Genomic DNA, 21,585 nt, shown 5'->3' on the forward strand with positions numbered 1-21,585 from the left:
GACCAGACTTGGTTTGGCCGCAGCGGAGGTTTGGCTCCGATCAGCTTGCCCTTGTTCCAGGGGGTGCGGCGAGCTTTAGTGGAAAGGCTCTCTTCGTCAGGCATGATCGTACTCCTCATTTGTGAGAGCACAGAGCATGCGTTGTGACGCGCAGATCGTGTCTGCTTTCAGAGGTTTGCGGCCGTGGGAGCGCCGTGGGGCCGCTTTAGGTCAGCAGCGAATGACCCACATCGAACCTCCAACCGATCCGCGACGCCCCGCCTACCACGTGTAATGCACGCCGAAGTTGCCCTTGACGCCATCGCGCCGGCCGCCGTCGGTGCCGCTCACGGCGAACTGGTAGCCGGCCTGGCCATAGAGGCTCAGGCCCGGAAGGATCTTCGCGCTGAGACCGCCGGCGAACTCGAGCCGCGTCGCCTGTTCGAGCAAGGGCGCGGAGTCGACGCCGAACATCGTGTTCGCGTTGGCGCCCCAATCGCGCCAGACGTTGGCGAGCACGTAAGGCTGCCACACCCGCCCGGCGGGATCGTCGATGGTCCACTTGCCGCGCAGGCCGAGCCGTCCGCTGGCGCCGGACGTGGTGCCGAGCGCGACCGGACCCAGGCCGTCATTGGCGTCATCGAAGGAGACCCGCTGCCAGATGATCTGACCTTCCGGCTCCAGCACGAAGCGCGGCCCGAACCAGGGCAGCGGGATCGGATAGCCCGTCTCGAGGGATGAGGTGAAGCCCGTGCCGTTGATCGGCAACCTGGCAAACTGCGTTGACGCATCGCCCTGGTAGAACGAGCCCTGCAGCACCGCGTCGATGTACCAGCCGCCGGGGCCGCGGTGGGTCCAGTAGCCGCCGAACGAAAAGGCGTTGAGATTGAGCGAGCCGGTACGTTGCAGGATGTAGGCGGTCGCGGCCGCGTTGGTGACGAGACCGTCGACGCTCACATTGCCGTTGCCATAGGCGAAGTAGAGGCCGGCCGTGTCGGTATGGCCCGGGATCAGGCTGCCGCGCCAGACATCGATGCCGGTCTGGATGCCGGCCACCTGGCCGCTGGCGCGTGGATCGGCGAAGGCCAGGTAGTGGTTGTTGACCTGCTGGCCGAACAGGCGGCCCCACACGGCCGGTTGACAGTTGACCACCGGAGCCAGTGGGGCCTTGGTGATGGCGGCGCTGTCGTACGTGGTGCTCAAGCACGCGGCGTCCGCCGCCGCATCGCCGACGCGCTCGTGCAGGGTGCCGAGCGTGGTGAGCCCATCTGCCGCGCAATCGGCTGCACCACGCCATAGGTCGCAATCTCCGGCCCGATGATCGGCCAGATGCCCGGGGGTGGCGGCACGCCGTTGTCGGGTGGAGGCACAGGAGGCAGCACGCCCGGAGGCGTGACCGGGCCTCCGTCGCCGTTCCCGCCATTGCCAAGAAAAGTCGAGCGCAGGAACCAGTCGTTCGCGACTGTGGGGTCGTTGATGTTGGCGGGGCTGCCGCGGAACAGATCGTAGTCGTAGACGCCGGCGCGCGTCTCGCCGGCGAGCGTGAACGCGTTCGTCGCCGTGGTGCCGTTGTTGATGGTCTGAACCACCAGAATGCCGTTGCCGGTGGTCTGTGCTCCGGGGCCGCCCACATTGATGAAATGCAGGAATGAATTCCCGCTCGCCGTTCCGCCATTGATCACGAGCCGGTCCGAGGCCGAGGTGTCCGCCCCCCAGGAAGGTGTTCATGGCAATCGTGCCGCCCTGGCCGACATAATTGCCGGCGACAGTCAGCGTCGTGCCCGGAGCCGTTACACCAGGAATTCCGAGCTCCACCGTTCCCGCGTTCTCAAGGCCGTTGTTGAGTGTCTGGTTGAAGCCTCGCAGGGCGAGCGTGCCGCTACTCTGCACAACGGTATGTGACGCCGCACTGAACACATCAGCGGCGCCCGCCGCAAGCGTGCCGCCGCTGATCGTCGTCTGACCGGTGTAGGTCTTGCTGGCCGCGAAGATGGTCGTGCCGGCAAGCACGTTAACCGAGCCGGGACCGGTATGCCGGGTGCGAACACATAGTCGGTTGCGGTGTGGTTGAAGACGATGAGGCCGGTACCAGCACCGAATCCGACGGACGTCGTATTCAGCGTTCCCGGCGCGCCCGCCGGCGCGCCGGCGGGCGCGCCAATATTGAGCGTGCCCCGACTTACGGCTTGCGCAGCCACGGTGATGGAGGGGTGGTGACCGTTGCGCCGTCCGCGATCGTGAGCGTGCCCGCTCCGAAGAGGCCGACAAAAATGCCGCCGGCGTTCCAGGTGGAGCCGGGGCCGCTTACCGTCACCGCGCCCGAGCCGGATGAGCTGTTCGCAATAAATGCGTTCGCGCTGTTGGTGACACTCGCGCCGTTCTCGATCGTAAGCGTGCCCGCTCCTTGAGTGCCGACACGCATACCCCCCATTGTCCAGGTGGAGCCGGCGCCATTCACCGTCACCGCGCCCGAGCCGGATGTGCCGCTCCCGATATCGCCGAAGTTAGTGGTGACGGTTGCGCCGTTCTCGATCGTGAGTGTGCCCTTTCCCGTGTTGCCGATTATCATGCTAGCGCTGCCGGTGTTCCAGGCGGAGCCGGGCCCGGTTACCGTCACCGTGCCCACGCCGGATATGGCGTTCCCGATGACTCCGCCCGAGCTGCTAGTGACCGTCGCGCCGTTCTCGATCGTGAGCGTGCCCGTTCCGGAGTTGCCGGCAATAAGAGCATTGATGGACGAGTTCCAGGCGGAGCCGGGGCCGCTTACCGTCACCGTGCCCACGCCGGATGCCAGGTCGCCAATAGTGTTTCCAACACCATCGAAGAGGAAGCCGCTGGTGACCGTCGCGCCGTTCTGGATGGTGAGAACGCCTGTGCTCGTATAGCCGTATAGCCTACGGTCACCCCCCAGCAGTGTTGTTGCCGATGGGCGCAGTCGCCGGTGAATTGCCAAATTGCACTTCGTCAATTCTGCAGCCGCCGCTCTGTCCCGTGCAGGTCGACACCTGCGCCTGCGCCGCACCTGCCGCAAACAGCGCCGATATTACAACGAGCATGGGGGGAAATCACCCGGCTCCGCACCCGAGCGATGATGAGACTTGGACATTGCAGTTTCCCTCTGGCGCCAATGAGCGACCGGAGCCCTGCCGCCACTAACGTTAGTGGCGCGGCTCTGACGCCATCGCGCCTGACGCCGTCGGTACTGCTCACGAGGAACTGGTAGCCGGCCTGGCCGTAGAGGGTGAGGCCCGGAAGGATCTTCGCGCTGAGGCCGCCGGCCTTGGCAACTTTGATCATGACAACCAACTCCCCCGTCAGCCAATCAACGGTGAAGGATGGGCATGCCGATTGGCCCGAACGCGTAAATGCCCTATACGGCGCCACGCCAAACCGTACTGGACGGCGGCGCGCCAAAAAGCCGGTTGCTCAGTCTGAGCTGCGCCAGCTCAAATCTGAGCTAGTATGTGGCGACGCATGCTCTTAGATTCTGCCGCAACCATGGCGAGAAATCGGATGGCTCGAATTTCTCGATGACTATGGTTTCGAAGTAACAGCGGACAGCAAGACTGACCAATTTCTGAAGTTTTAATCGCTTCTTGACTTCAACGAGATCATAGCTCGCTACCTGAATGTCCCACTCATGCTGCTTTGCGCGTCCCCACGCTTGCAAATCAAACAGCTCGGCGGAGAATGTTGCTTCCTGGCCCGACGCAGACCTACGCAAGGTCAGTTCTTATGTCGGCTGTTTGAGTGAGCGCAAAGCGGACCTCGCTGCTTCCGAAGCTGAAACGATAGATTTATGAGCACACGCCATAGTTGCCGCTGATGCAGCTTTCGTCCGGGGCGTAGTCTGTGTGGTCGCGCTCGATTCTGGCAACAGCTTCATCACACCGCCAGATAACACGCTGCAGCTTTCCCAATTGCAGCGCGGGCCGGACGCGCCAAATTCTGCGCTGCCCGTTGGTACAATGAACCTTAGGACGATAGTCATCGGTTCCACTTTCGAACAATCTCGATAGGAGCGGAAACGAGGCGGTGCGACACTGTCCCCGTGTTACACGCGCTGCGGCTGACAAACCCGATCGCCACCGGATTGAGGAGTTGGTCCAATGCAGATGCACTTGACCTCAGCCACTCTGCCCCGCCCACATTCCCTCAGCGAACTCGGAATGGCCGCCGCCTCGAATTCGAGGATCTGCCTGAGCGAGTTTACCTACAGGCGTGGCAGTGAGATCTACGGCGAGAAGGAGCCCGCCGAATATATTTACCAGGTCAAGTCGGGCGCAGTGCGAAGCTACAAGCTCCTGTCCGACGGGCGCCGGCAGATCTGTGCGTTCCACGTCCCCGGGGACATCTTCGGACTGGAGAATGGCGGCGTCCATCGCTTCACGACGGAAGCCTTGGTGGACACGACCGCGCGTCTGATCAGGCGGGAGAGCCTTGACACTGTCGCCGGAAGCGACGGCACCTTGACCATGAGCCTGCTCTGCATGACCACGACGAACCTCCGGCATGCGGAAGACCACATGCTTCTGCTGGGACGCAAGACCTCGCTGGAGCGAGTCGCCGCCTTCCTCATCGAAATGGACAGGCGGCTTACCGCCGCGGGCATCCTCGCGCTGCCGATGCCGCGGCGCGACATTGCGGATTATCTCGGTCTGACGCTCGAGACCGTCTCGCGGTCGCTGTCGCATTTGCGCGAGCTCGGCGTCCTCGACTTCATCGGCAACAACCAGCGTCACATCGTTCTGCTGGACAGGCAGCAACTCGCCGCACTCGACCGTCAGAACTGACGCTGGAGGCGAGGTACATCCTCACTCCTGCGGCTTCCTATGAAAAAGGCCCCGGTCCATGCCGGGGCCTGAGTTTACTGGGAAGACTCGTGCTCAATAGCGAGCCGCGATCGGGGCCCCGTAACCGCCGAAGCGATAGTTGAACCGAACCGTGACCATGTCCACGTCCTGGCTGACGCGGTCATTGAGCACAGCCGCTAGGCGGGGATCGAGCACCGAGAAGGAATTATTTGCGTGCCCCATAAACAGATGGTCGTATTCAACACCGACCGACCAGTTCGGTGCAAAGCCATACTCAAAGCCAACACCCACGGTACCGCCCCACCGAGTACTGCTTGCCGTGACCAGACCGATCCCGGTTATATTGTCGAATATGGTCAGATTATTGCCTGTCACGGCCGCGCCGCCTTTCACGTAGAGCAGTGCCGCGTTCCATGCCCAACCGATTTGGCCCGTGAAAAGGCCGATGCCGTCGGTTTTCGCTGTGGTCGAGATCGTCGGATCGAACAGACTGACGCGCGTGTTCTTGATGTCGGCCCAATCGCCCTGCGCTTCCAATCCGAACACAAACTGGTTGGTTTGCCAGCGATAGCCAACTTGCCCGCCAACCACGCCTCCGGACCGATCACCGCACCCGCTCGCGACCGTTCCAAGGACGGTTACGAAATCCACGCAATTGTGGGTTTGGCCCCATCCGCCGTTGGCGCCGATGTAGAACCCGCTCCAGTTATAGATCGCCACCACCGGTGCCGGCGGCGGAGCCTTGACAGCCATGTCGGCCGCCATAGCCGGAGCCGCGACGCTTAACGCCGCGAAGCCGATCGCAGCCATAACGAGCCTTTTCATCATTACCGTTTCCCCTTTGCTCAGATCTCATTCAACAAAGATGCGCTTATGCAGGTTGGCGTGCATAAATTCTGCGAACATCCAGAAGTTTAAGGGAGAGATGGCTTCAGGCCCGTATCAAAATGGCAACACTGAATAGCCATCACTATGCACGACAACGTGCTTAGTCGATGTTCTGAGCTCCGGCCGGCGGTCCGCTCTCTTGTTCGCCGGCGAGCCATGCCTGGATGGAAGACGCTGGAATGATGCGCTTGGGAACGTGGGGGTTGATCGTACCAGCGAATACAGCGAGGCCTTCATCGAGCTTTTGGCGCGCGAACAGCTTGGCCTCGTCCTCCGTGGCAAAGGTCTTCGTCTCTCGCGGGCTCCGCAGCCTCGGCAGGTTCCCGCGCCTTTGAACTTCAAAGGTGACGTACCAGGTCGGGATCATTGCCCCCCCAACATTCACCAATCCCAACAGTCTCTGTTGTGGTGCGACTGCCACGCAGACGCTTGATTCAGATCAAATCGGAGTTCGATGCGCCCGATTGACACGCCGGACAAAATAGCGACAGCAGGACACCCATAGCTTGCCAGCACTGAGCGCATATTGGCCATGGATTATTTTAGCACGAGGAGGCTGACCGCCGAGAAGCTGGGCGAAGATCACCTCGCGGATCTCGTCGCGCTGCATCTCGATGCCGAAGTATCCCGCTATCTCGGCGGCGTACGCTCGGCGGAGGCGACGAAGGCCTATCTCGCCGTCAACATGGCCCATTGGGACCAGCACGGCTTCGGGCTGTGGGTGTTGCGCACGAGAGACGGGGCGTTCGCCGGGCGGGCGGGGATCCGGCACATCCTCGTGGATGGCGTCGACGAAATCGAGATTGCCTACACGTTCAAACGCGAATTTTGGGGCCAGGGATTTGCGAGTGAGATCGCGACCGCGCTGACGGACATTGGGCTCTCGCAACTCGAGCTGACCTCCCTTATCGGTCTGGTCCTTGTCGGGAATGGCGCATCGCGCCGCGTGCTGGAGAAGTCGAACTACATCATCGAGAAGAGCACGACGCGTCACGGCGAGGACGTCGTCATCTACCGTATCCGGCGGTGAGAGGCGCAAGACTCCGATAGACAAACTCTGCCAGGGGCGGCCGCATCATCAACATCGGCCGCTATTGATGGCGCGACGGACGACATCGCCAATGCCGTGGCGTTCCTGGCGTGCGCGACGCTGACCGTCGACGGCGGCGCGAACGCCCAGACGTCCAGGGCGCAAACGGCTGGGCCGTGGGCCGGCCCGGCGCCGCGTTCAAGCAGAATGCCAGCATCTGACAGGGAACTACGGGGAACAACGGGACCCAAGTTGCGCGCAGCGAGTTGAATTCATCTGCGGCGGATTGCAGCACTGATGTGGCAGCGTCCGTGCCGTTCGGTGGTCCGTCACGAATCAGTCTCGCCATTGATCAACAGCAAGGGGTCGAGACATGATGACGAAAGCATTCTTCCTTGTGGAAGACGAAGCACTGATCCGGATGATGATTGCCGACATGATCGAGGAACTCGGTCATCGCGTGGCGGCTGAAGCAGGAACAATCGACAAGGCGATGTCGCTCGCACGTAACTGCGAGTTCGACGTCGCGATCCTCGACGTCAATCTCAATGGAGCAAATATCGCGCCGGTGGCGGAAATCATCGCGGCGCGGAAGATTCCCTTCCTGTTTGCCAGCGGCTACGGCATCGACCGCATGCCGGAGGCATTCATGGACAGGCCCGGGCTGCGCAAGCCATTCCAGATCAAGGAGCTGGACCGCACGGTCAGGTCGCTGCTGAGCGGCACGGATGAAACCATCGCGTGACGCGGGGGCGGAAGGTTCACAGCTTCATGATGAAATCTGAACAACCATTCAAGAAAGTTTCTCTCCGGTTCCTGCAACAGGCTATCGCGGCAGTCGTTGACTCGCGACGATGCAGAAGGAGGAGGAACAGATGAAGAAGCTGACTTACGCTCTCGTGGCGGCAACGACGCTTGCAGTCGGTGCCCCCACCATGGCCAATGCGGCCGGCTTCGGCGTCTATATTGGCGGCGACCGGGACTACTACGGCGACCGCTATGATGGCCCGCGTGCACGCATTTACGAGCATGATCGCGGCTGGCATCATCGCTGGTACTACCACGATCGCGACTACGACCGCGGCGTTGTGATCCGCCGTCATCATTGGGATTGGGACGATTAGTGCTGCCCGGCACGATCGAACAGCACGATCAATCATCCAGGAGGCCTCGCTTCGGCGAGGCCTTTTGCATTTGTTGCACGCAGCTACAGGCAGCGAGATCCCAGAGAGCAGCGAAACGCGTCATTCTCCGCTACGTTCCGCCGGCGATGGGTTTCGAAAGGGCACTACCCATCCTACGGGGTCTTACCTGAAATACCCCAGCACCAGGTCGAGGTCCGAACTGCCGGCGACCGTTCCGTTCAGCTCGGCGTCGATGACGCGGCGGCAGGCATCGATCGCGGCATGGTCGCCGAGATCGTTGGCGGCCTCTAGCACGAGCCAGGCGGCATCGACCGAGGCCTTGTCCGGAGCCGATCCGCCAGCATCGGCGTTCAGGCTCTTGTTGAGAGTCTTGTTCTTGCGGACCGCGGTGCCGAATTGAGGCAACATTGCAAATACTCCCCTTTGAATTCCGGGATGATGCTCAGTGAACCTGCTCAGTGTACTTGCTCAGTGGACTTCTCAGTGTACTTGGAGCTCGGGCTGACGGCCCGTGGCAGTATCGGCACCCACGCTGTTCTTGCGCGACTGGTAGAACTTCAGAATGCTGCGCGACGTCTCGATCTTGAGCCGACCGAAATCGCGCTCGTTGTCCTGCAGGTCGCGCGCCGTGATCAGATGATCCTTGGCGCCGAGGAACAGGAGCGACATGGTCGTGTCCCAGGAGAAGTCGAGCGCCTTGCACAGGACCAGCAGCATCTCGCGATTGCGGTCCATCACCGCGCGCTCGATCACGTCGACCGGCAGCGCCGACAGCAGCGACAGGCCGATCTGGACCTCGTCGAAGCGGTGCTGGCGCGCATAGTTCGAGATCGAATCCTGGTTGAGATTGCCCTGCCGGTACTGCGTCGTCACCACGCGCTTGGCGACGAAGTAGCTGCGCGAGGATGGACCGAACTTGGATTGCAGGTCGCCGGTGACCTCGGTCACCGAGCTCTGGATCTGCGCCATCATCTCGGGACGCTCGCTCTCAAGGCGACGGCGGACGTCCTCCGAGGCTTTCGAGATGAGCTGCTGGAAGATGTGCCGCGGCACGTCCTTACGCAGGCCGAGCTGCTCGGCGAGGATCGAGTCGCCCTCGGCGCGGCGGACCATGTGCAAGAGGCTCGAGCCGGAGAAGCGCGCGCCCTCGTTCTTCACGACGGAGGTCACGACCTCCTGGTTGCCGCGCTTGACCAGCACGTCGGTCACGGCTTCGCCGATCGACTTGCGCTGGGCGATCGCGAGCAGGTGCGACTGGCCCTTGGTCAGGGCGCTCTGGACCAGCATCTTCTCGTCGATACGATTGGAGTCGCGCAGCACGTGGCCGGCGACCTCGATCTCGTCATCGAGGGCGAGTTTTTCGATGACGTTGAACGGGGCGTGATCGCAGGCCGACATCAATTCCGAAAGCTGCGCACGCGCGGCGACCTCGATCTCGTCGGCAAGCCGGCCGATGACCTCGCCGAACATGCTGATCTCGTCGTCGCTGTAGCGGCCCGTGATCAGGATGTCGGTCGCATGCCACAACGCCCGGGCCCGGCTTTCGTCGGTGCCGCGTGCGATCGCGTCGTCCAGATCCTGCAGAAGCGATTTCGCGCCGTTCATCTCGATGACCCCAGTTCTTGGCGAGCCGTCCCGCTTATACTGGCAGGACGCCGAATTCCTCTGAGAACAACGCTAGAGATCAAACGCGAGAATTCAGTAAAATCGGCAAATCAGTTTTGCCGACAAAAATTCATTAAAATGCGAGCGGATGTGTTTACCGTCGCGCTAGACCTGCGCGGCGCAGTGTGGCGGCGACTGCGAACCTGCTCGGCCTTATGGTTCGAGACGCGCCGTAAGACGGCGCTCCTCACCATGAGGGTCTAAGATTTCGCCGCGAAACAAGACCTCATCCTGAGGAGCCCGCCAACGGCGGGCGTCTCGAAGGATGGCCGCGAGACGAGGCGGCCGATGGGTCGTCCTTCTACGGGTTCGACGGTGTCAGGACCAGCGGCGGCTTCGGCCTGGGCTTTGCGGGCGGCGGGCCCGGGGCTGGCCGCACCTCAATCGGCGGCGGCAATGGCGCGACCTGCTGGCTTGCTAGCGGCGGGCTTGGCGCGGCGGGAGCCGCCTGCGGCGCCTTCGGCGTTGGCGCGACCTTGGGCTTCGGCGGCGCGCGGCGCGGATCGCGACCCGGTATCGGCACGTCGGTCAGCGAGGGCTCCGGCACCGGGTCGGGAGAGACCAGTGTCGGCAGTGCGGCGGTCGCCGGCGGCGGCTCGCCGCGCTCGATGGCGTCGAGCCGGCGCGTCTCGCGGTCGATCGTGCGCACCGCAAGCCACGAGGACAGCGGTGCGAGGTCGATGGTGCGGGTCAGCCTGTCCGGGGGACCCGCCGCGAACAACTGGATCTCCGGCGGCGCGCCTGACAGCCCGGTCATGATCGGCGTCAGGCTGGCGCGAATGTCGGCCTGGTCGGCGGGAATATCGTAGCCACCGGACACGATGGCGCGGGCGTTCTTCGCCTCGAGCGGCGTCGCGCCAACGCGCAGGCGTCCGTCGCGGAACGTGAACGGAATCTGCGCCGAGGCGACTGCGATGTGACCTGCCAACAATGCGGGCTCGACTAGCTGCCGCAATCGGTTGTCGTCGGTGATCTGGCCGCTGTCGCTGGCGCGGATGGCGATCTCGAAGGCGCGCGGATTGAGGCCGGCAATCTCGGCCGAGGCCAGCGTCACCGTGCCGTTGCCGGCGAGCGCGCCGGTCAAGGCCGTAACGCTGCGGCCCTGGCTGGTCAGCGCCATCTGCACCGAGGTGCGTCCTTTGGGCAGCGCGAGATCGCGGAAGCGCAGCGTGGTCGCATCGACATTGGTGAGATCGAGGTGTAGGTTGAGCGCAACGCCGTTGGCGCCATTGCGTGCATCGAGGCTCGCCGACATCTCGCCGCCACCGATGCCGCCCTTGAGCGCATCGAGCGCGAGCGACTGGCCGTCGCTCCGGATCGTGCCGCCGACGGGGCGCAGCTCGATGCCATTAGGCAACGTGCCGTGCAACGCCTGGAAGGCGATCCGGCCGCGCCAGCTACCGAGAAGCCCCGCACTCAACGGCTCGCCGGCATCGCGTCCCGCCGCGCCGATGGCCATCGCGAGCGCAGGCACGAGATCGAGCGAGTCGAGGCCGACTTCGCCGTCGACGCTCTTCTCCTGATCGAGCGTCACCGCCAGATGGCCACGCAAATGCGAGCCACCCGCGCTGCTGTCGAGATCGTCGAAGGTCAGGCGATTGCCGGAGAGGTTGACGCGCGAGGACAGGCTGACGCTCTGCACCGACTTGCCGGCCGGGCTGGTCCCGAACAGCGGCGCCAGATTGGCGTTGCGCACGCGCAGGTTCACGCTGCCCTTCGGCTCGGACAATTCGACATTGCCCTGCGCATCCGCGTCCAGTCCGCCTCCGCTGAGCTTTGCGTTCAATTGCAGAGGCCGGCGCCAGGCGCCGCTCACCTTGCCTTCGAACTGCGAGGCGCCCTCGCCTGCGGCCACCACCCGATCGAGACCGAGCAGAGCCAGCAGCGCGCCGGCCTGCGGCGCCGAGACTTTCGTGTCCAGCGTGAAGTCGCTGTTGCGCAGGCGATCGAGATCGATGCCGTTGACCGCGGCGGCCGCCGGCGTCTGCGCGGCCAGCGTCGCGGTGGCCTTGAGCTGCGGCGCGTCGAGGTCGAGAGCGATTCGGGCGTCGCTCCGATCGGCATGTTCGGCGTTCTTGTCGAGGCTGAGGTCCAGCTTCAGGCGGGTCGCGCCGGGCAGCGATGGGATGGCGTCGAACCGCGCGCGGACCGCGGGCGCAATCGGCTCGAGCAGCGCCGTGAGTTCGTGGAGCGAATTGGCCGAGGATTTCAGCGCGAGCTTGCCGGTGGCCCTGGTGCGGTCGAAATTGCCGCTCGCCTCCGTCGTCACCCCGCTCGCCTGGCCGAACCGCAGCTGCTCTAGCGACAGCGCCGCCGGATTGTAGCCGAGCTTCGCCGTGAACGGCCGCAGCTCCTGGCCGGCGAAAATCGCGCGGCCGATATCGAGCGAGAGCTTGGCTTCGTCCGGCCATTCGCCTTGCGGTCCGGCGAGCGCGCGCACGAAGCTCGCGGCGGCATCGAGATCGAGGCGGTCGGCCTTCAGCTCCGCATCGATCCGCGAGCCCTTGCTCGCGCCGGTCTGGACGAAGGCGATGCGGCCCTCGACGGCGCCGCCCTCGATGTCGGCCTTCAGCCTGTCGATCGCGAGATGGTTGGCCGCGATCGTCACGTCGCCTGCAAGGCGCAGCGGCCTGGTGCTGCGGCGGTTGACCTCACTGCGGCCCTGGAGCCAGGCCACCAGCGTATCGGGGTCGGAGGATTCGACGCTGAGACGGCCGCTGAAACTGTCGGCGCCGGGCGTCGCGCCGTTGAGCGAAAGCTGCGTCATTCCGGGCGCACGCAGCTCAAGCCGCCGGAAGGTCCAGGATCGGCCATCGGTCTGAAGCTCGGCCGTGATGTTCTGGAGCGGACGGCCACCGAGCATGATCTGTTCGGAGTTGAACTCGATCTGCGCCGGGATCGGCGCCTGCGGGATCGCCGCAAGACCCGCGCGCAGCGCCGGCAGGATGCGCAGCGGCTCCGCATCGTCCTTGCCGGCCAGCCTGTCGGCATCGACCTGGCGCGCCGACAGCACCGCGCGCAGCAGCGGTGATGCGCCCAACCTGAGGTCGCCGACGCCGCCGAGCTTCAGCGCGGTGTCTTCAGTGCCGAAGCTCGCGTCGATCTGGTCGAACTTGGCGCCGGCCGGGTCCGCCTTGAGTTTTGTCGTGAGCTTCCAGGGTGTCGGCCCGGCCTCGCCTGTCTTCTTGACCGCGGGCACGGCCAGCGTCAACGCGCCTTCGAATTTCGGCTGGCGGTTGCCGAAGGCGAGCACGCCTTCGAGATCGACCAGAACGGCGCGCTCGCCGGGATCGATATTGAGGTGAAGGCGGGTCGCGCTGCCGTCGGCGCTCGGGCCGGAGGAGACGCGGAACGGATAGCGCACCCCGGCGGCGGTGAAACGGCCGTCGCCGCGCACCGAGCCGGCGAGCGAGCGCACGTCGCCGGAGAAAACGATGTCATTGAGCTCCAGCGTCGAGCGGCTGGCGGCATCATGCAGGGCGATGCGGCCGGTGAGGTTCAGCCGCTCGATCGCCAGTGAGGCCAGGTTGAAGGTGCCGCGCGCGGTGGACGGCAGGTCGACCCGCCCGTTGGCGTCGAGACCGAGGTCTGCGGCCATGCCGCCAACCGTCAGCTCGGTGGCGCGCCATTCGCCCCGCATCAGCGAACTCAGGCTGAACTCGACGTCGAGCTTGTCGGCGCGCAGGCGGCCGAGATCGTTGTTGCCGCCGAAGGCAACCGAGCGCAGCCGCAGCGTCGGCGCCGGCAGGAGCCGCGCGTCCAGCTCGCCCGCCACCCGCACTGGCACGCCGATGATCCTGGTTGCCTCCGCCTCGAACTGGGGCCTGAACTGGTTCCAGTCGATGAAGTAAGGCCCGATGAGCGCCGCCAGAAGCGCAATGATGAAGGCAATCGCCAATCCGAGCAGCGTCGTCTGCACGGGTCTCCCCTCGGCCAAACCGGCGTCACGACCAAACCTTGGCCAGACCCAAGCCTCAGGGGACTTCAGGCGCGCCGGAACAGCCCCCTTATAGAGGGAAGTGTGGCGAAGTCACAGCGACTGTTGCGCACGGAGGTTAACGCTGAGGGCCCTCACCAGCTCGCTGGCAGCCGCTTCAGGCCGCGCAGCACGAAGGTCGGCCGCCATTCCGGGTTCGCGACGTCGTCGATGCGCAGATCCGGCAGACGGCGCAGGAGCGTGGCAATGGCGATCTCGGCCTCGATGCGCGCCAATTGGGCACCCAGGCAGAAATGGATGCCGCCGCCGAACGACAGCGGCTTGACGTTGGCCCGGGTTACATCGAGCTGGTCGGGGCGATCAGGATAGACCGCCGGATCGCGATTGGCCGAGCCGAGCAGGCAGAGCACGGTCTCGCCCTTGGGGATCTTCACGCCGCCAAGATCGTCGATGTCCTCCAGCGTGACGCGGCCGGTCATCTGCACCGATGAATCGTAGCGCAGGAATTCCTCGATCGCGCCTGCCATCAGCTCCGGCCGCGCCTTCAGGAGCGCGAGTTGGTCCGGGTTGCGGTGGAGCGCCAGGAGACCGTTGCCGATCAGATTGACGGTGGTCTCGTGGCCCGCACCGAACAGCAGGATGATGTTGGCGGTCAGTTCTTCATTGGTGAGCTTGTGACCATCCTCCTCGGCCTGCACAAGCTCCGTGATGAGATCGTCCCCGGGAGTGCGGCGGCGCAGCTCGAACAGCTGCTGGAAATACATCTGCGCCATCAGGTTGCCGGCGTTGCCCTTCGCGATCTCCTCCGGCGAGAGCGGCACGGGATCGAGCAGCCGCCCGCCGTCGCGCGAGCTCTTGTAGAAGGTCTCGCGATGCTCCTCGGGGATGCCGAGCATGTCGCAAATGATGGTGACCGGCAGGCGGAAGGCGAAATCCTCGATCAGGTCCATGTGGCCGCGATCGATCACAGCATCGATGGTCTGGTCGACGATCTCCTGGATGCGGGGGCGCATGTCCTCGACGCGGCGGGCGGTGAAGGCCTTCACCACGAGGCCGCGCAGCCGCGTGTGATCGGGCGGATCGGCGTGCAGCATCCAGTGGCTCATGCTGCGGAACACCGGCTCGTCCATGATCTCAGGACCGTAGCGCCGCTTGGCGCGGTCGACGTAATCCTTGCCGAAGCGCTTGTCGCGCAGCACGAGGCTGACCTCGGCATGACGGCTGGTGAGGAAGGAGCCGAACGGCGTCACGTGGACCGGATCGATCGCGCGCAGCCGGTCGTAGTGCGGATAGGGATCGCGGATGAAGTCCGGCGACAACGGGTTGAACAGCGGATCGCCGCCTGCGGGTTGCACTTGCTCGTTCATGGTGACCTCGAATCGGTTGCCGCATGACACACGCAGGCAGCCCCGATGCCCGGCGTAACCATCCCCAAGATTTTTCTAGTCGAATTATCAACTCGATACATTGTTGTATCGAGTTGCATTCTGCCCTAACCTGCCGCGATGTCAAGAGTGAGAACCAGGCCGACCAGGGACGACACGCGCGACAAGCTGTTCGAGGCGGCCGCGCGCCTGTTCGAGGAGGACGGCATCGGCGGGGCCAGCATCGAGGCGATCGCGGCAGCGGCCGGCTTCACCCGCGGCGCGTTCTATTCCAATTTTGGGAGCAAGGACGAGTTGATCGTCGCCATGCTCGAGGACCATGTTGATCAATCAATCCGGCGCAACCTCGACATCCTCGCACAGCACAAGGATCTCGACGACTTCATCGCGGCTCTGAAGGCGATGGATCGCGCCCGGCAAGACCCCCTCGCCCGCTCGCCGCTCCTGCACATCGAGATGATCCTCTACGTCGCGCGCGCCGAGAAACGCCGGCCCGAGCTTGCCAAGCGCCTGCGCGCCCGGCGCAAGATGATCGCCGACATCGTCGAGGCGACATTGAAGAGCAACGGCCAGAACGACACGCTGAATCCGGCATGGATCGCCTCCGTCGTGCTGGCGCTCGACGACGGCTTTCGCCTGCACCGGCTGATCGATCCGGAGACCGCGCCGGCCGACAGCTTTTGGCGTGCGATCACCGATCTCCGGCGCAGCACGGGGCTGGCTTCGGACCAGGGCACCTCTTCATAGTCCAACGTCGGAGAGATTGCTCGGAATCATCACGACCATCCATGCGCAATCCGCCGAAGATGCATAGCGTCACCTGACAACATCGATCAGTTGTCACCGATGCGGCTACCAAGTTGAGCAGAGAGAATGCGCCCAAATCGCTGGAATACCTCGAACTTTTCTGCATTGCGGCTAAGCGCGGCGATGTCCGGATTGTTCGTCCTTCTGAGCATTCCCGTACTGATCTTCATCCTGATCTACAACTACGAGCGCAGCTCTGCCGCGATCAACGCTACGCTGAACGACGTTGTGACCAAGACCAAGCAGGCAAGCATCGAAGATGCAAAGAACCTGATAGATCCGGTCGCAACCACACTCCGACTCATCGCGGCGCTTTCCGCAGAAGACCCGCAGTTTTTCAGGAAAGAGGAAAGCCGTGAACTGCTCTACCAGGCGCTTACCTCGGGGCGGCAAATCGATGCGGTCTTCGTCAGTTTCGAAGACGGCTTTCATCGGGTTGTCACCCGGATGGACGATGACCGCAGGCGCTCCGATCCGAAGATTCCGTCGTCAGCAAATTGGCATTCCAGCTATATCGATAGCTTTGCCGGCCGCCCGCGACGGGTCCGGCATCGCACGTTTTACGATACCTGGCCCCACGTCGTAGGTAGCTACGATGTAGACACCATTGAGGACATCAGAGCGCTCGCTGGCTACCAGGCGGCGAAGAGCACTCTTAAACTGGTCGTGGAGGGGCCTTGGCCAAATCCAGATACCGGCTATCCGGTCATTACCCTGAGGGTCCCGATTGTCGCAGACGGCCAGTTTATCGGCTGCGCCTCGGGCAATATCACGCTCAACGTGCTTTCAGATTTTCTCACGAGCCACCGCGCCAGTCCCCACAGCACCACTGTGATCGCTAGCGCGACCGACGCCACGATTATCGCCTATCCGGATCCCAAAAAGGGCGTGCGGCTGGAGAACGGTCGCGTCGAACTCGCCAGACTCGACACTATTGCCGATGACGACCTGCGCGAGGCGTATCGACTTCGCCACGAGACCAAGCGGGACAACTTCTTCTTTCACTCACCGCAGCACGGCCAGGAGATCAGTGCGACCTTCACCCGTTTTCCAGAAACTTTCGATAAGCCCTGGGAGGTGGTTACTCTTACGCCGACCGACGATTTTGTCGGCACCCTCAAGCGGACCAACCGGCAAATGATCGCCGTGATCGGTGCACTGACGGGCATCGAATTGCTGCTGATCTATTTCCTCTCGCGGCGGTTGTCGCTCCCCATTGAATCCGTGTCGTCGGCACTACGATCGGTCAAGGATCTGACGTTTTCGCACGCGGACGCGATGCCGCCACCATCTTACATCCGGGAAGTCAAGGAGCTGCAAACGGCCGTTTCGCTGTTCGAGACCTCGCTCCGCTCGTTCTCCTCGTTCGTGCCGCTGGATGTCGTTAGAAAGCTGATCAAGACTGGAATGCCGCTTCGCCTCGGCGTCGAGCAGAGATTCATGACGGTGATCTTCACCGACTTGAAAGACTTTTCTACGTTGTCGGAGCAAATGGCTCCGAATGATCTTCTTTCCCAACTCTCGGTCTATTTTGAAGTCGTCTCCAACGCCATCGCGGAAGAGGCAGGGACAGTCGACAAGTTCATCGGCGATGGCGTTATGGCGTTCTGGGGCGCTCCGGTCCATCGCGAGGACCATGTGCTGCGTGGCTGCTGTGGCGCGATGCGAGCAATGCGTCGCATGGAGCAACTCGACGCGGACTGGCGCAAGGAGGGCCGGCCGCCGTTTCATCTCCGCGTTGGCTTGCATTGCTCGGACGTACTGGTAGGCAATGTCGGGTCAACCGAGCGATTGAGCTATACCGTCATGGGCGATGGTGTAAACGTCGCGGCGCGGTTGGAGGGCATCAACAAGACTTTCGGCACGACGATCTGCATCAGCGACAGCGTGTTCGAGGCTGTCGAGCCCGAAATCATAGCAAGACCAATCAGGAAGGTTCAGGTCAAGGGCCGCAAGCGCGAGTTCATGATCTACGAGCTTATGGGCATCAAGGGCAACGATGATCCCGAGCTCAAGGCGTCCGAGCACGCGGTTGCACTGTGCGATCGAACGAGGGACGCCTCAATCTACTTGGAGAGAGGAGAATTGGATCAAGCTGCGCGACACTACGAAGACATTCTGCGAGACTTTCCCGACGATCCAGTTGCAACGTCGCTGCTTGCCATGTGTCGCGCGGAGGCGCCCGTCTAAGGCCAGACTGCCGCGCAAGGCAGGGGCAGACAAGATCATCGGGCTCAGCGCCAAGAGAACAGTAGTGATATCCGAGCAGGTCACTGCCATGTCCAACCGCGACTGCGCCAATCAAGGACCGTCGAGATCGACTTTGCGCTTAGCGCCCAAAGCGGGAGCCGCCACTACGATCCGGGCTTCGAGGTCGGTGCAGCAAGCGCCGATCTGCGATCATGGATAAGATTCTCAAGACGATGAGCGGTTACATTCAGGGTAGCGGCATCAAGTGCGTTTTCGTCGTCCGTTGCCGCTCTGGCGCGTTGCGCGCGCAGGACCTCGTCGATTTGATTTTCGATCTCTGACAACTCCGATTCCGTTTCAGCGTTCCGGATCCTCCGCCCCAGCGCATAAAGCGAATCCAGCGCCGCTTCTTTGGTCTGGAAATCGCCCGATCGGAGAAATCTCCAGGCCGTCGCCAATACCGTGGCGAGCGCGCCCAATGCCATTGGAGCCAGGAAAATCACGTTGCTCCACTTGTCCAGAAAGCCTTGCTGCGTGCCGTTGTAGTACTCTGCCGCACCCGCATGAACCGGAAGATATGCGCCGGGATCGGTGTCCGGCGCCTTGACCTGCGCGAGGATTGGCTCCTCACGCAACAGGTCCCTGCGTGCACTCATCAAGGCTTGCGTAAAGCCGGCGACCAAATCGTTATCGAGGCTCTTCCTGGCGACGAGGTAAAACGAAACCCTCAGCGTCGTGACATCGTCGTCCGGATTAGGAGGGGAGCCTCGCAACGTACCCTTGGGGATGTCGAAGCTCTCGTAGGCACGTTCCTCCTCCGCAATTGCTCCCGCATTCTCGATCGGGATCAGTGTCGGCGCCGCCTTCACGTTTTGGGGGAAGAGCCCCCGCACCATTGACAAATATTTCTCGGTCAGTGGCAGGACGAGAAGAACGGCACGCACCTCCTTGGTCTCAAGCGCTTGACGTATGTCCGCCGGCGCAAAGTTCTTGAACACGACATTGGCGCGATCAAGGTTGTATGCCTTTGTAAGCACGCTGACGATCTTCTGGTTGACCTCGCCCCCGACGACGCCGACTGTTACGCGCTTCAGGCCGGCCATGTCCGTAATGGAGGACCCCGGGGGCGTAACGAGCAACGCCACAGCTTGAGCAAGGACAACGACTGCCTGTGCCTGCGACAGGTCGCCGACGTCTCCACGAACAACTGCGAGGTCCGTCTTGCCCGTCGAAAAGGCGCTCGCGGATTCGGCTGCGCCGGCGGTTTCGACGATCTTGAGCCGTACCGGAGCATTCGTCGCAGCAAGCCGACTCGCAAATGCTGAAAGAACCCTCGGAGCTTCGCCGTCCAGGGATCCGACCGCGATCGATAAGGTCACCGGCCGAATGTACCACCGGTAAGCGACGTAACTTGCGCCCGCAGCCAAGGCGACCAGCCCTGCAACCACAACAATGCGCAGCCAGATCGGTAGCCTGAACGCGCCCATGCTCTTTCCCGACAAGCAGGCGATATGCCGAATCTCGACAACCGAAGGTACCCAGCGCCGAGGATTGTATTAGCTTGCCAATGAGGCGGAGAAGCAATTGACATAGATCAACGAGTTTGCCCCTCTGTCGGTCCCTAAGGCAGCGATTGCGCAGGGAGTTGAGAGCAATGAGCCCAATATTGGTGTCCTTGATTGCACTCGTGGTTATTCTGGGAGGCGCGCTCTTTGGCGCGTTGCTGCGCAACACCTTGCCGGAGCACCATCTGGCGGACGACACGAGGGATTACGTGCGGCTCGGGACCGGGCTGATCGCCACCATCGCGGCGCTCGTGCTTGGTCTGTTGATTGCCTCGGCGAATAGCTCGTACGATACCGAGAGCAGTCAAGTGCGGCATTTGACCGCCGACGTCATACTGCTCGACCAACTCCTGGAGCAATACGGGCCGGAGTCACATGATGCCCGCGAACTTTTGCGACGTGCGGTCGAGCCCCTTGTCGAAAGGATTTGGCGCCAGGACAGTTCGGAGTCCACGAAGGGAACGTCCTTCCGGGCGACCGCCGTGGCGGAGGATGCCTTTGCAAAAATTCAGGCGCTGTCGCCAAAAACCGACGCTCAGCGTTCGCTCAGGGATCGGGCAATACAGGTCGCTACTGACACAGCACAAGCGCGCCTGCTGCTGTTTGAACACGCTGACAACTCGATCCCCATGCCCTTTCTCGCTGTGCTCGTATTCTGGCTTGCCGTCATCTTCATGAGCTTCAGCCTGTTCTCGCGGCTCACCCCGATCAACATCGCTGCAATGCTGGTGTTTGCGATTTCCGCTTCCGCAGCGCTTTTCCTGATCCTGGAGTTGAGCCAGCCGTTTGTCGGACTGATGCAGCTATCCAGCACGCCGCTGCGCAACGCTCTTGCGCCGCTTGGATCCTAGCCAGCCCCCCGGGGCTGGCAGCGAGCGAAGCCCTGCGCCGTCGGCGCAAGAATAGAAATGCCGATTGAGAAGGTCGCACGCTCAAAACATTGCACAGATCGCCTGAACTAGAGAATCGAACTGCCCGCCAGCGAGCCTAAAGTTGCAGGAGTGCAAAGGTAGGCAGGCGATGAACGGTATTCGTAGAGGTTTCCTGGACTCCATCGGCAATACGCCATTGATCAGGCTGCGAATGCCGTCAGAGGCCACAGGGTGCGAGATCTACGGCAAGGCCGAATTTCTCAATCCCGGCGGTTCGATCAAGGATCGCGCGGCTCTGGCCATGATCGAAGACGCCGAGCGACGCGGCAAGCTTGGGCCGGGCGGCGTTATCGTCGAAGGAACAGCCGGCAATGTCGGCATCGGCATAGCGCTGGTGGCGAATGCACGCGGCTATCGCAGCGTGATCGTGATGCCTGACACGCAAAGTCAGGAGAAGAAGGACATGTTGCGGTTGTGTGGCGCCGACCTGCGTCTGGTGCCCGCCGTGCCGTACTCCAATCCCGGTCATTACGCTCGCTATTCCGGTCAGCTCGCCGAGGAGCTCGGTGCTTTCTGGGCCAATCAATTCGACAACGTTGCCAATCGGGAGGGCCACTATCGCACGACCGGGCCGGAGATTTGGGAGCAGACGAACGGAAGGATCGACGGATTCACTTGTGCCGTTGGGAGCGGCGGCACGTTGGGTGGGATCGCGCGGGCCCTTAAAGAGCGAAATCCCAACATTCAAATTGCGCTCAGCGATCCCATGGGCGCCGCTCTCTATAGTTGGTTCACGAAAGGCGAGCTGACGACAGAAGGCGACTCGATCACCGAAGGTATCGGGCAGGTCCGTGTGACCAAGAACCTGGAAGGCACGCCGATTGATACGGCATACCAGATCACGGACGAGGAAGCCCTGCCCGTTCTGTTCGACCTCATCGAGCATGAAGGACTGGTGCTCGGTGGCTCGAGCGCCATCAACGTCGTTGGAGCCATGCGACTTGCGCGCGACCTTGGTCCAGGCAAAACCATCGTGACCATCCTCGCGGATGGGGGCCAGCGCTATCAATCCAAGCTGTTCAACCCGGAATTCCTGCGCAAGAAAAACCTGCCCATACCACGGTGGATGGGATAGCGGGCCGCCATTGGCTGGGTTGCTATCCGTTCTTGCTGTTGGTCAGAAGCCGGTATCCCGACGCTTTGGCAATGTCAGCTCCGGGTCTTGGCTGTGTGAAAACGCCAAGGCGCTTGAGCGCGATAGAAGAAGTTATTCGTCCAAGGCGGTTCTAGCGCTTAAGCTAGCACGTG

At 62.7% G+C, this 21,585-nt stretch carries 19 protein-coding genes and 1 pseudogene; 8 read left to right on the forward strand and 12 right to left on the reverse strand.

Annotation, left to right across the window (positions count from 1 at the left end):
- Nucleotides 1–261: 261 nt before the first annotated feature.
- From AC629_RS49280 to AC629_RS47290, 5 genes and pseudogenes are all read right to left on the reverse strand, one after another.
- The gene (locus AC629_RS49280) at nt 262–1,224 is read right to left on the reverse strand and encodes an autotransporter domain-containing protein (RefSeq protein ID WP_245332096.1); all 963 of its coding nucleotides are present in this window, start codon (nt 1,222–1,224) and stop codon (nt 262–264) included.
- Nucleotides 1,179–1,661 (reverse strand): autotransporter outer membrane beta-barrel domain-containing protein, encoded by a 483-nt coding sequence (locus AC629_RS49285; protein ID WP_245332097.1) that lies wholly within the window; start codon nt 1,659–1,661, stop codon nt 1,179–1,181. Before AC629_RS49285 ends, AC629_RS49280 begins: the two co-directional genes overlap by 46 nt.
- 280 nt (nt 1,662–1,941) lie before the next feature.
- Nucleotides 1,942–1,989: pseudogene (locus tag AC629_RS49290) on the reverse strand (hypothetical protein); the annotation flags it as partial.
- A gap of 169 nt (nt 1,990–2,158) precedes the next feature.
- Nucleotides 2,159–2,932, reverse strand: a complete 774-nt coding sequence (locus AC629_RS35480; RefSeq protein ID WP_168195666.1) for a hypothetical protein — start codon at nt 2,930–2,932, stop codon at nt 2,159–2,161.
- An 11-nt stretch (nt 2,933–2,943) separates the two neighbouring features.
- A complete protein-coding gene (locus AC629_RS47290; protein ID WP_168195667.1) occupies nt 2,944–3,276 on the reverse strand; it encodes a hypothetical protein in 333 nt (110 codons plus the stop codon).
- An 872-nt stretch (nt 3,277–4,148) separates the two neighbouring features.
- Here AC629_RS47290 and AC629_RS35485 point away from each other — a divergent pair.
- On the forward strand, nt 4,149–4,772 hold the full coding sequence (locus AC629_RS35485; protein ID WP_502693075.1) for a helix-turn-helix domain-containing protein: 624 nt from the start codon (nt 4,149–4,151) through the stop codon (nt 4,770–4,772).
- Between the two features lie 93 nt (nt 4,773–4,865).
- Here the strand turns inward: AC629_RS35485 and AC629_RS35490 are convergent, their stop codons facing one another.
- Complete coding sequence (locus tag AC629_RS35490; protein ID WP_084809405.1) at nt 4,866–5,621, reverse strand: outer membrane protein; 756 nt, start codon at nt 5,619–5,621, stop codon at nt 4,866–4,868.
- A gap of 160 nt (nt 5,622–5,781) precedes the next feature.
- Nucleotides 5,782–6,048, reverse strand: a complete 267-nt coding sequence (locus AC629_RS35495) for a hypothetical protein (protein ID WP_084809406.1) — start codon at nt 6,046–6,048, stop codon at nt 5,782–5,784.
- A 165-nt stretch (nt 6,049–6,213) separates the two neighbouring features.
- Here AC629_RS35495 and AC629_RS35500 point away from each other — a divergent pair, with 165 nt between their 5' ends.
- The 3 genes from AC629_RS35500 (at nt 6,214) to AC629_RS35510 (ending at nt 7,835) form a co-directional block, all read left to right on the forward strand.
- On the forward strand, nt 6,214–6,711 hold the full coding sequence (locus tag AC629_RS35500; RefSeq protein ID WP_084809407.1) for a GNAT family N-acetyltransferase: 498 nt from the start codon (nt 6,214–6,216) through the stop codon (nt 6,709–6,711).
- Between the two features lie 373 nt (nt 6,712–7,084).
- The gene (locus AC629_RS35505; protein ID WP_143199685.1) at nt 7,085–7,456 is read left to right on the forward strand and encodes a response regulator; all 372 of its coding nucleotides are present in this window, start codon (nt 7,085–7,087) and stop codon (nt 7,454–7,456) included.
- A 130-nt stretch (nt 7,457–7,586) separates the two neighbouring features.
- Nucleotides 7,587–7,835, forward strand: coding sequence for a hypothetical protein (locus AC629_RS35510; RefSeq protein WP_168195668.1), 249 nt, complete (start codon nt 7,587–7,589; stop codon nt 7,833–7,835).
- Between the two features lie 183 nt (nt 7,836–8,018).
- Here the strand turns inward: AC629_RS35510 and AC629_RS35515 are convergent, their stop codons facing one another.
- From AC629_RS35515 to AC629_RS35530, 4 genes are all read right to left on the reverse strand, one after another.
- Nucleotides 8,019–8,264 (reverse strand): hypothetical protein, encoded by a 246-nt coding sequence (locus tag AC629_RS35515; RefSeq protein WP_084809408.1) that lies wholly within the window; start codon nt 8,262–8,264, stop codon nt 8,019–8,021.
- 72 nt (nt 8,265–8,336) lie between these two features.
- Nucleotides 8,337–9,461, reverse strand: coding sequence for a DUF2336 domain-containing protein (locus AC629_RS35520; RefSeq protein WP_084809409.1), 1,125 nt, complete (start codon nt 9,459–9,461; stop codon nt 8,337–8,339).
- Between the two features lie 361 nt (nt 9,462–9,822).
- Entirely contained in the window at nt 9,823–13,440 is a 3,618-nt protein-coding gene (locus AC629_RS35525; RefSeq protein WP_084809410.1) for an AsmA family protein, read from the reverse strand.
- A gap of 152 nt (nt 13,441–13,592) precedes the next feature.
- The gene (locus AC629_RS35530) at nt 13,593–14,825 is read right to left on the reverse strand and encodes a cytochrome P450 (RefSeq protein WP_084809418.1); all 1,233 of its coding nucleotides are present in this window, start codon (nt 14,823–14,825) and stop codon (nt 13,593–13,595) included.
- A 138-nt stretch (nt 14,826–14,963) separates the two neighbouring features.
- Between AC629_RS35530 and AC629_RS35535 the strand changes: the two genes are divergently transcribed.
- Nucleotides 14,964–15,590, forward strand: a complete 627-nt coding sequence (locus AC629_RS35535; RefSeq protein ID WP_084809411.1) for a TetR/AcrR family transcriptional regulator — start codon at nt 14,964–14,966, stop codon at nt 15,588–15,590.
- A gap of 126 nt (nt 15,591–15,716) precedes the next feature.
- Nucleotides 15,717–17,840, forward strand: coding sequence for an adenylate/guanylate cyclase domain-containing protein (locus AC629_RS35540; RefSeq protein WP_084809412.1), 2,124 nt, complete (start codon nt 15,717–15,719; stop codon nt 17,838–17,840).
- 164 nt (nt 17,841–18,004) lie between these two features.
- Here AC629_RS35540 and AC629_RS35545 read toward each other — a convergent pair whose 3' ends face one another.
- Complete coding sequence (locus AC629_RS35545; protein ID WP_084809413.1) at nt 18,005–19,327, reverse strand: TAXI family TRAP transporter solute-binding subunit; 1,323 nt, start codon at nt 19,325–19,327, stop codon at nt 18,005–18,007.
- A gap of 167 nt (nt 19,328–19,494) precedes the next feature.
- Here AC629_RS35545 and AC629_RS35550 point away from each other — a divergent pair, with 167 nt between their 5' ends.
- Both AC629_RS35550 and AC629_RS35555 read left to right on the forward strand, forming a co-directional pair.
- Nucleotides 19,495–20,256 (forward strand): bestrophin-like domain, encoded by a 762-nt coding sequence (locus tag AC629_RS35550; RefSeq protein WP_084809414.1) that lies wholly within the window; start codon nt 19,495–19,497, stop codon nt 20,254–20,256.
- 169 nt (nt 20,257–20,425) lie between these two features.
- Nucleotides 20,426–21,412 (forward strand): cysteine synthase A, encoded by a 987-nt coding sequence (locus AC629_RS35555; RefSeq protein WP_084809415.1) that lies wholly within the window; start codon nt 20,426–20,428, stop codon nt 21,410–21,412.
- Nucleotides 21,413–21,585: the final 173 nt, after the last annotated feature.

The sequence above is a fragment of the Bradyrhizobium sp. NAS80.1 genome (assembly GCF_001908205.1).
Classification (GTDB): Bacteria; Pseudomonadota; Alphaproteobacteria; order Rhizobiales; family Xanthobacteraceae; genus Bradyrhizobium.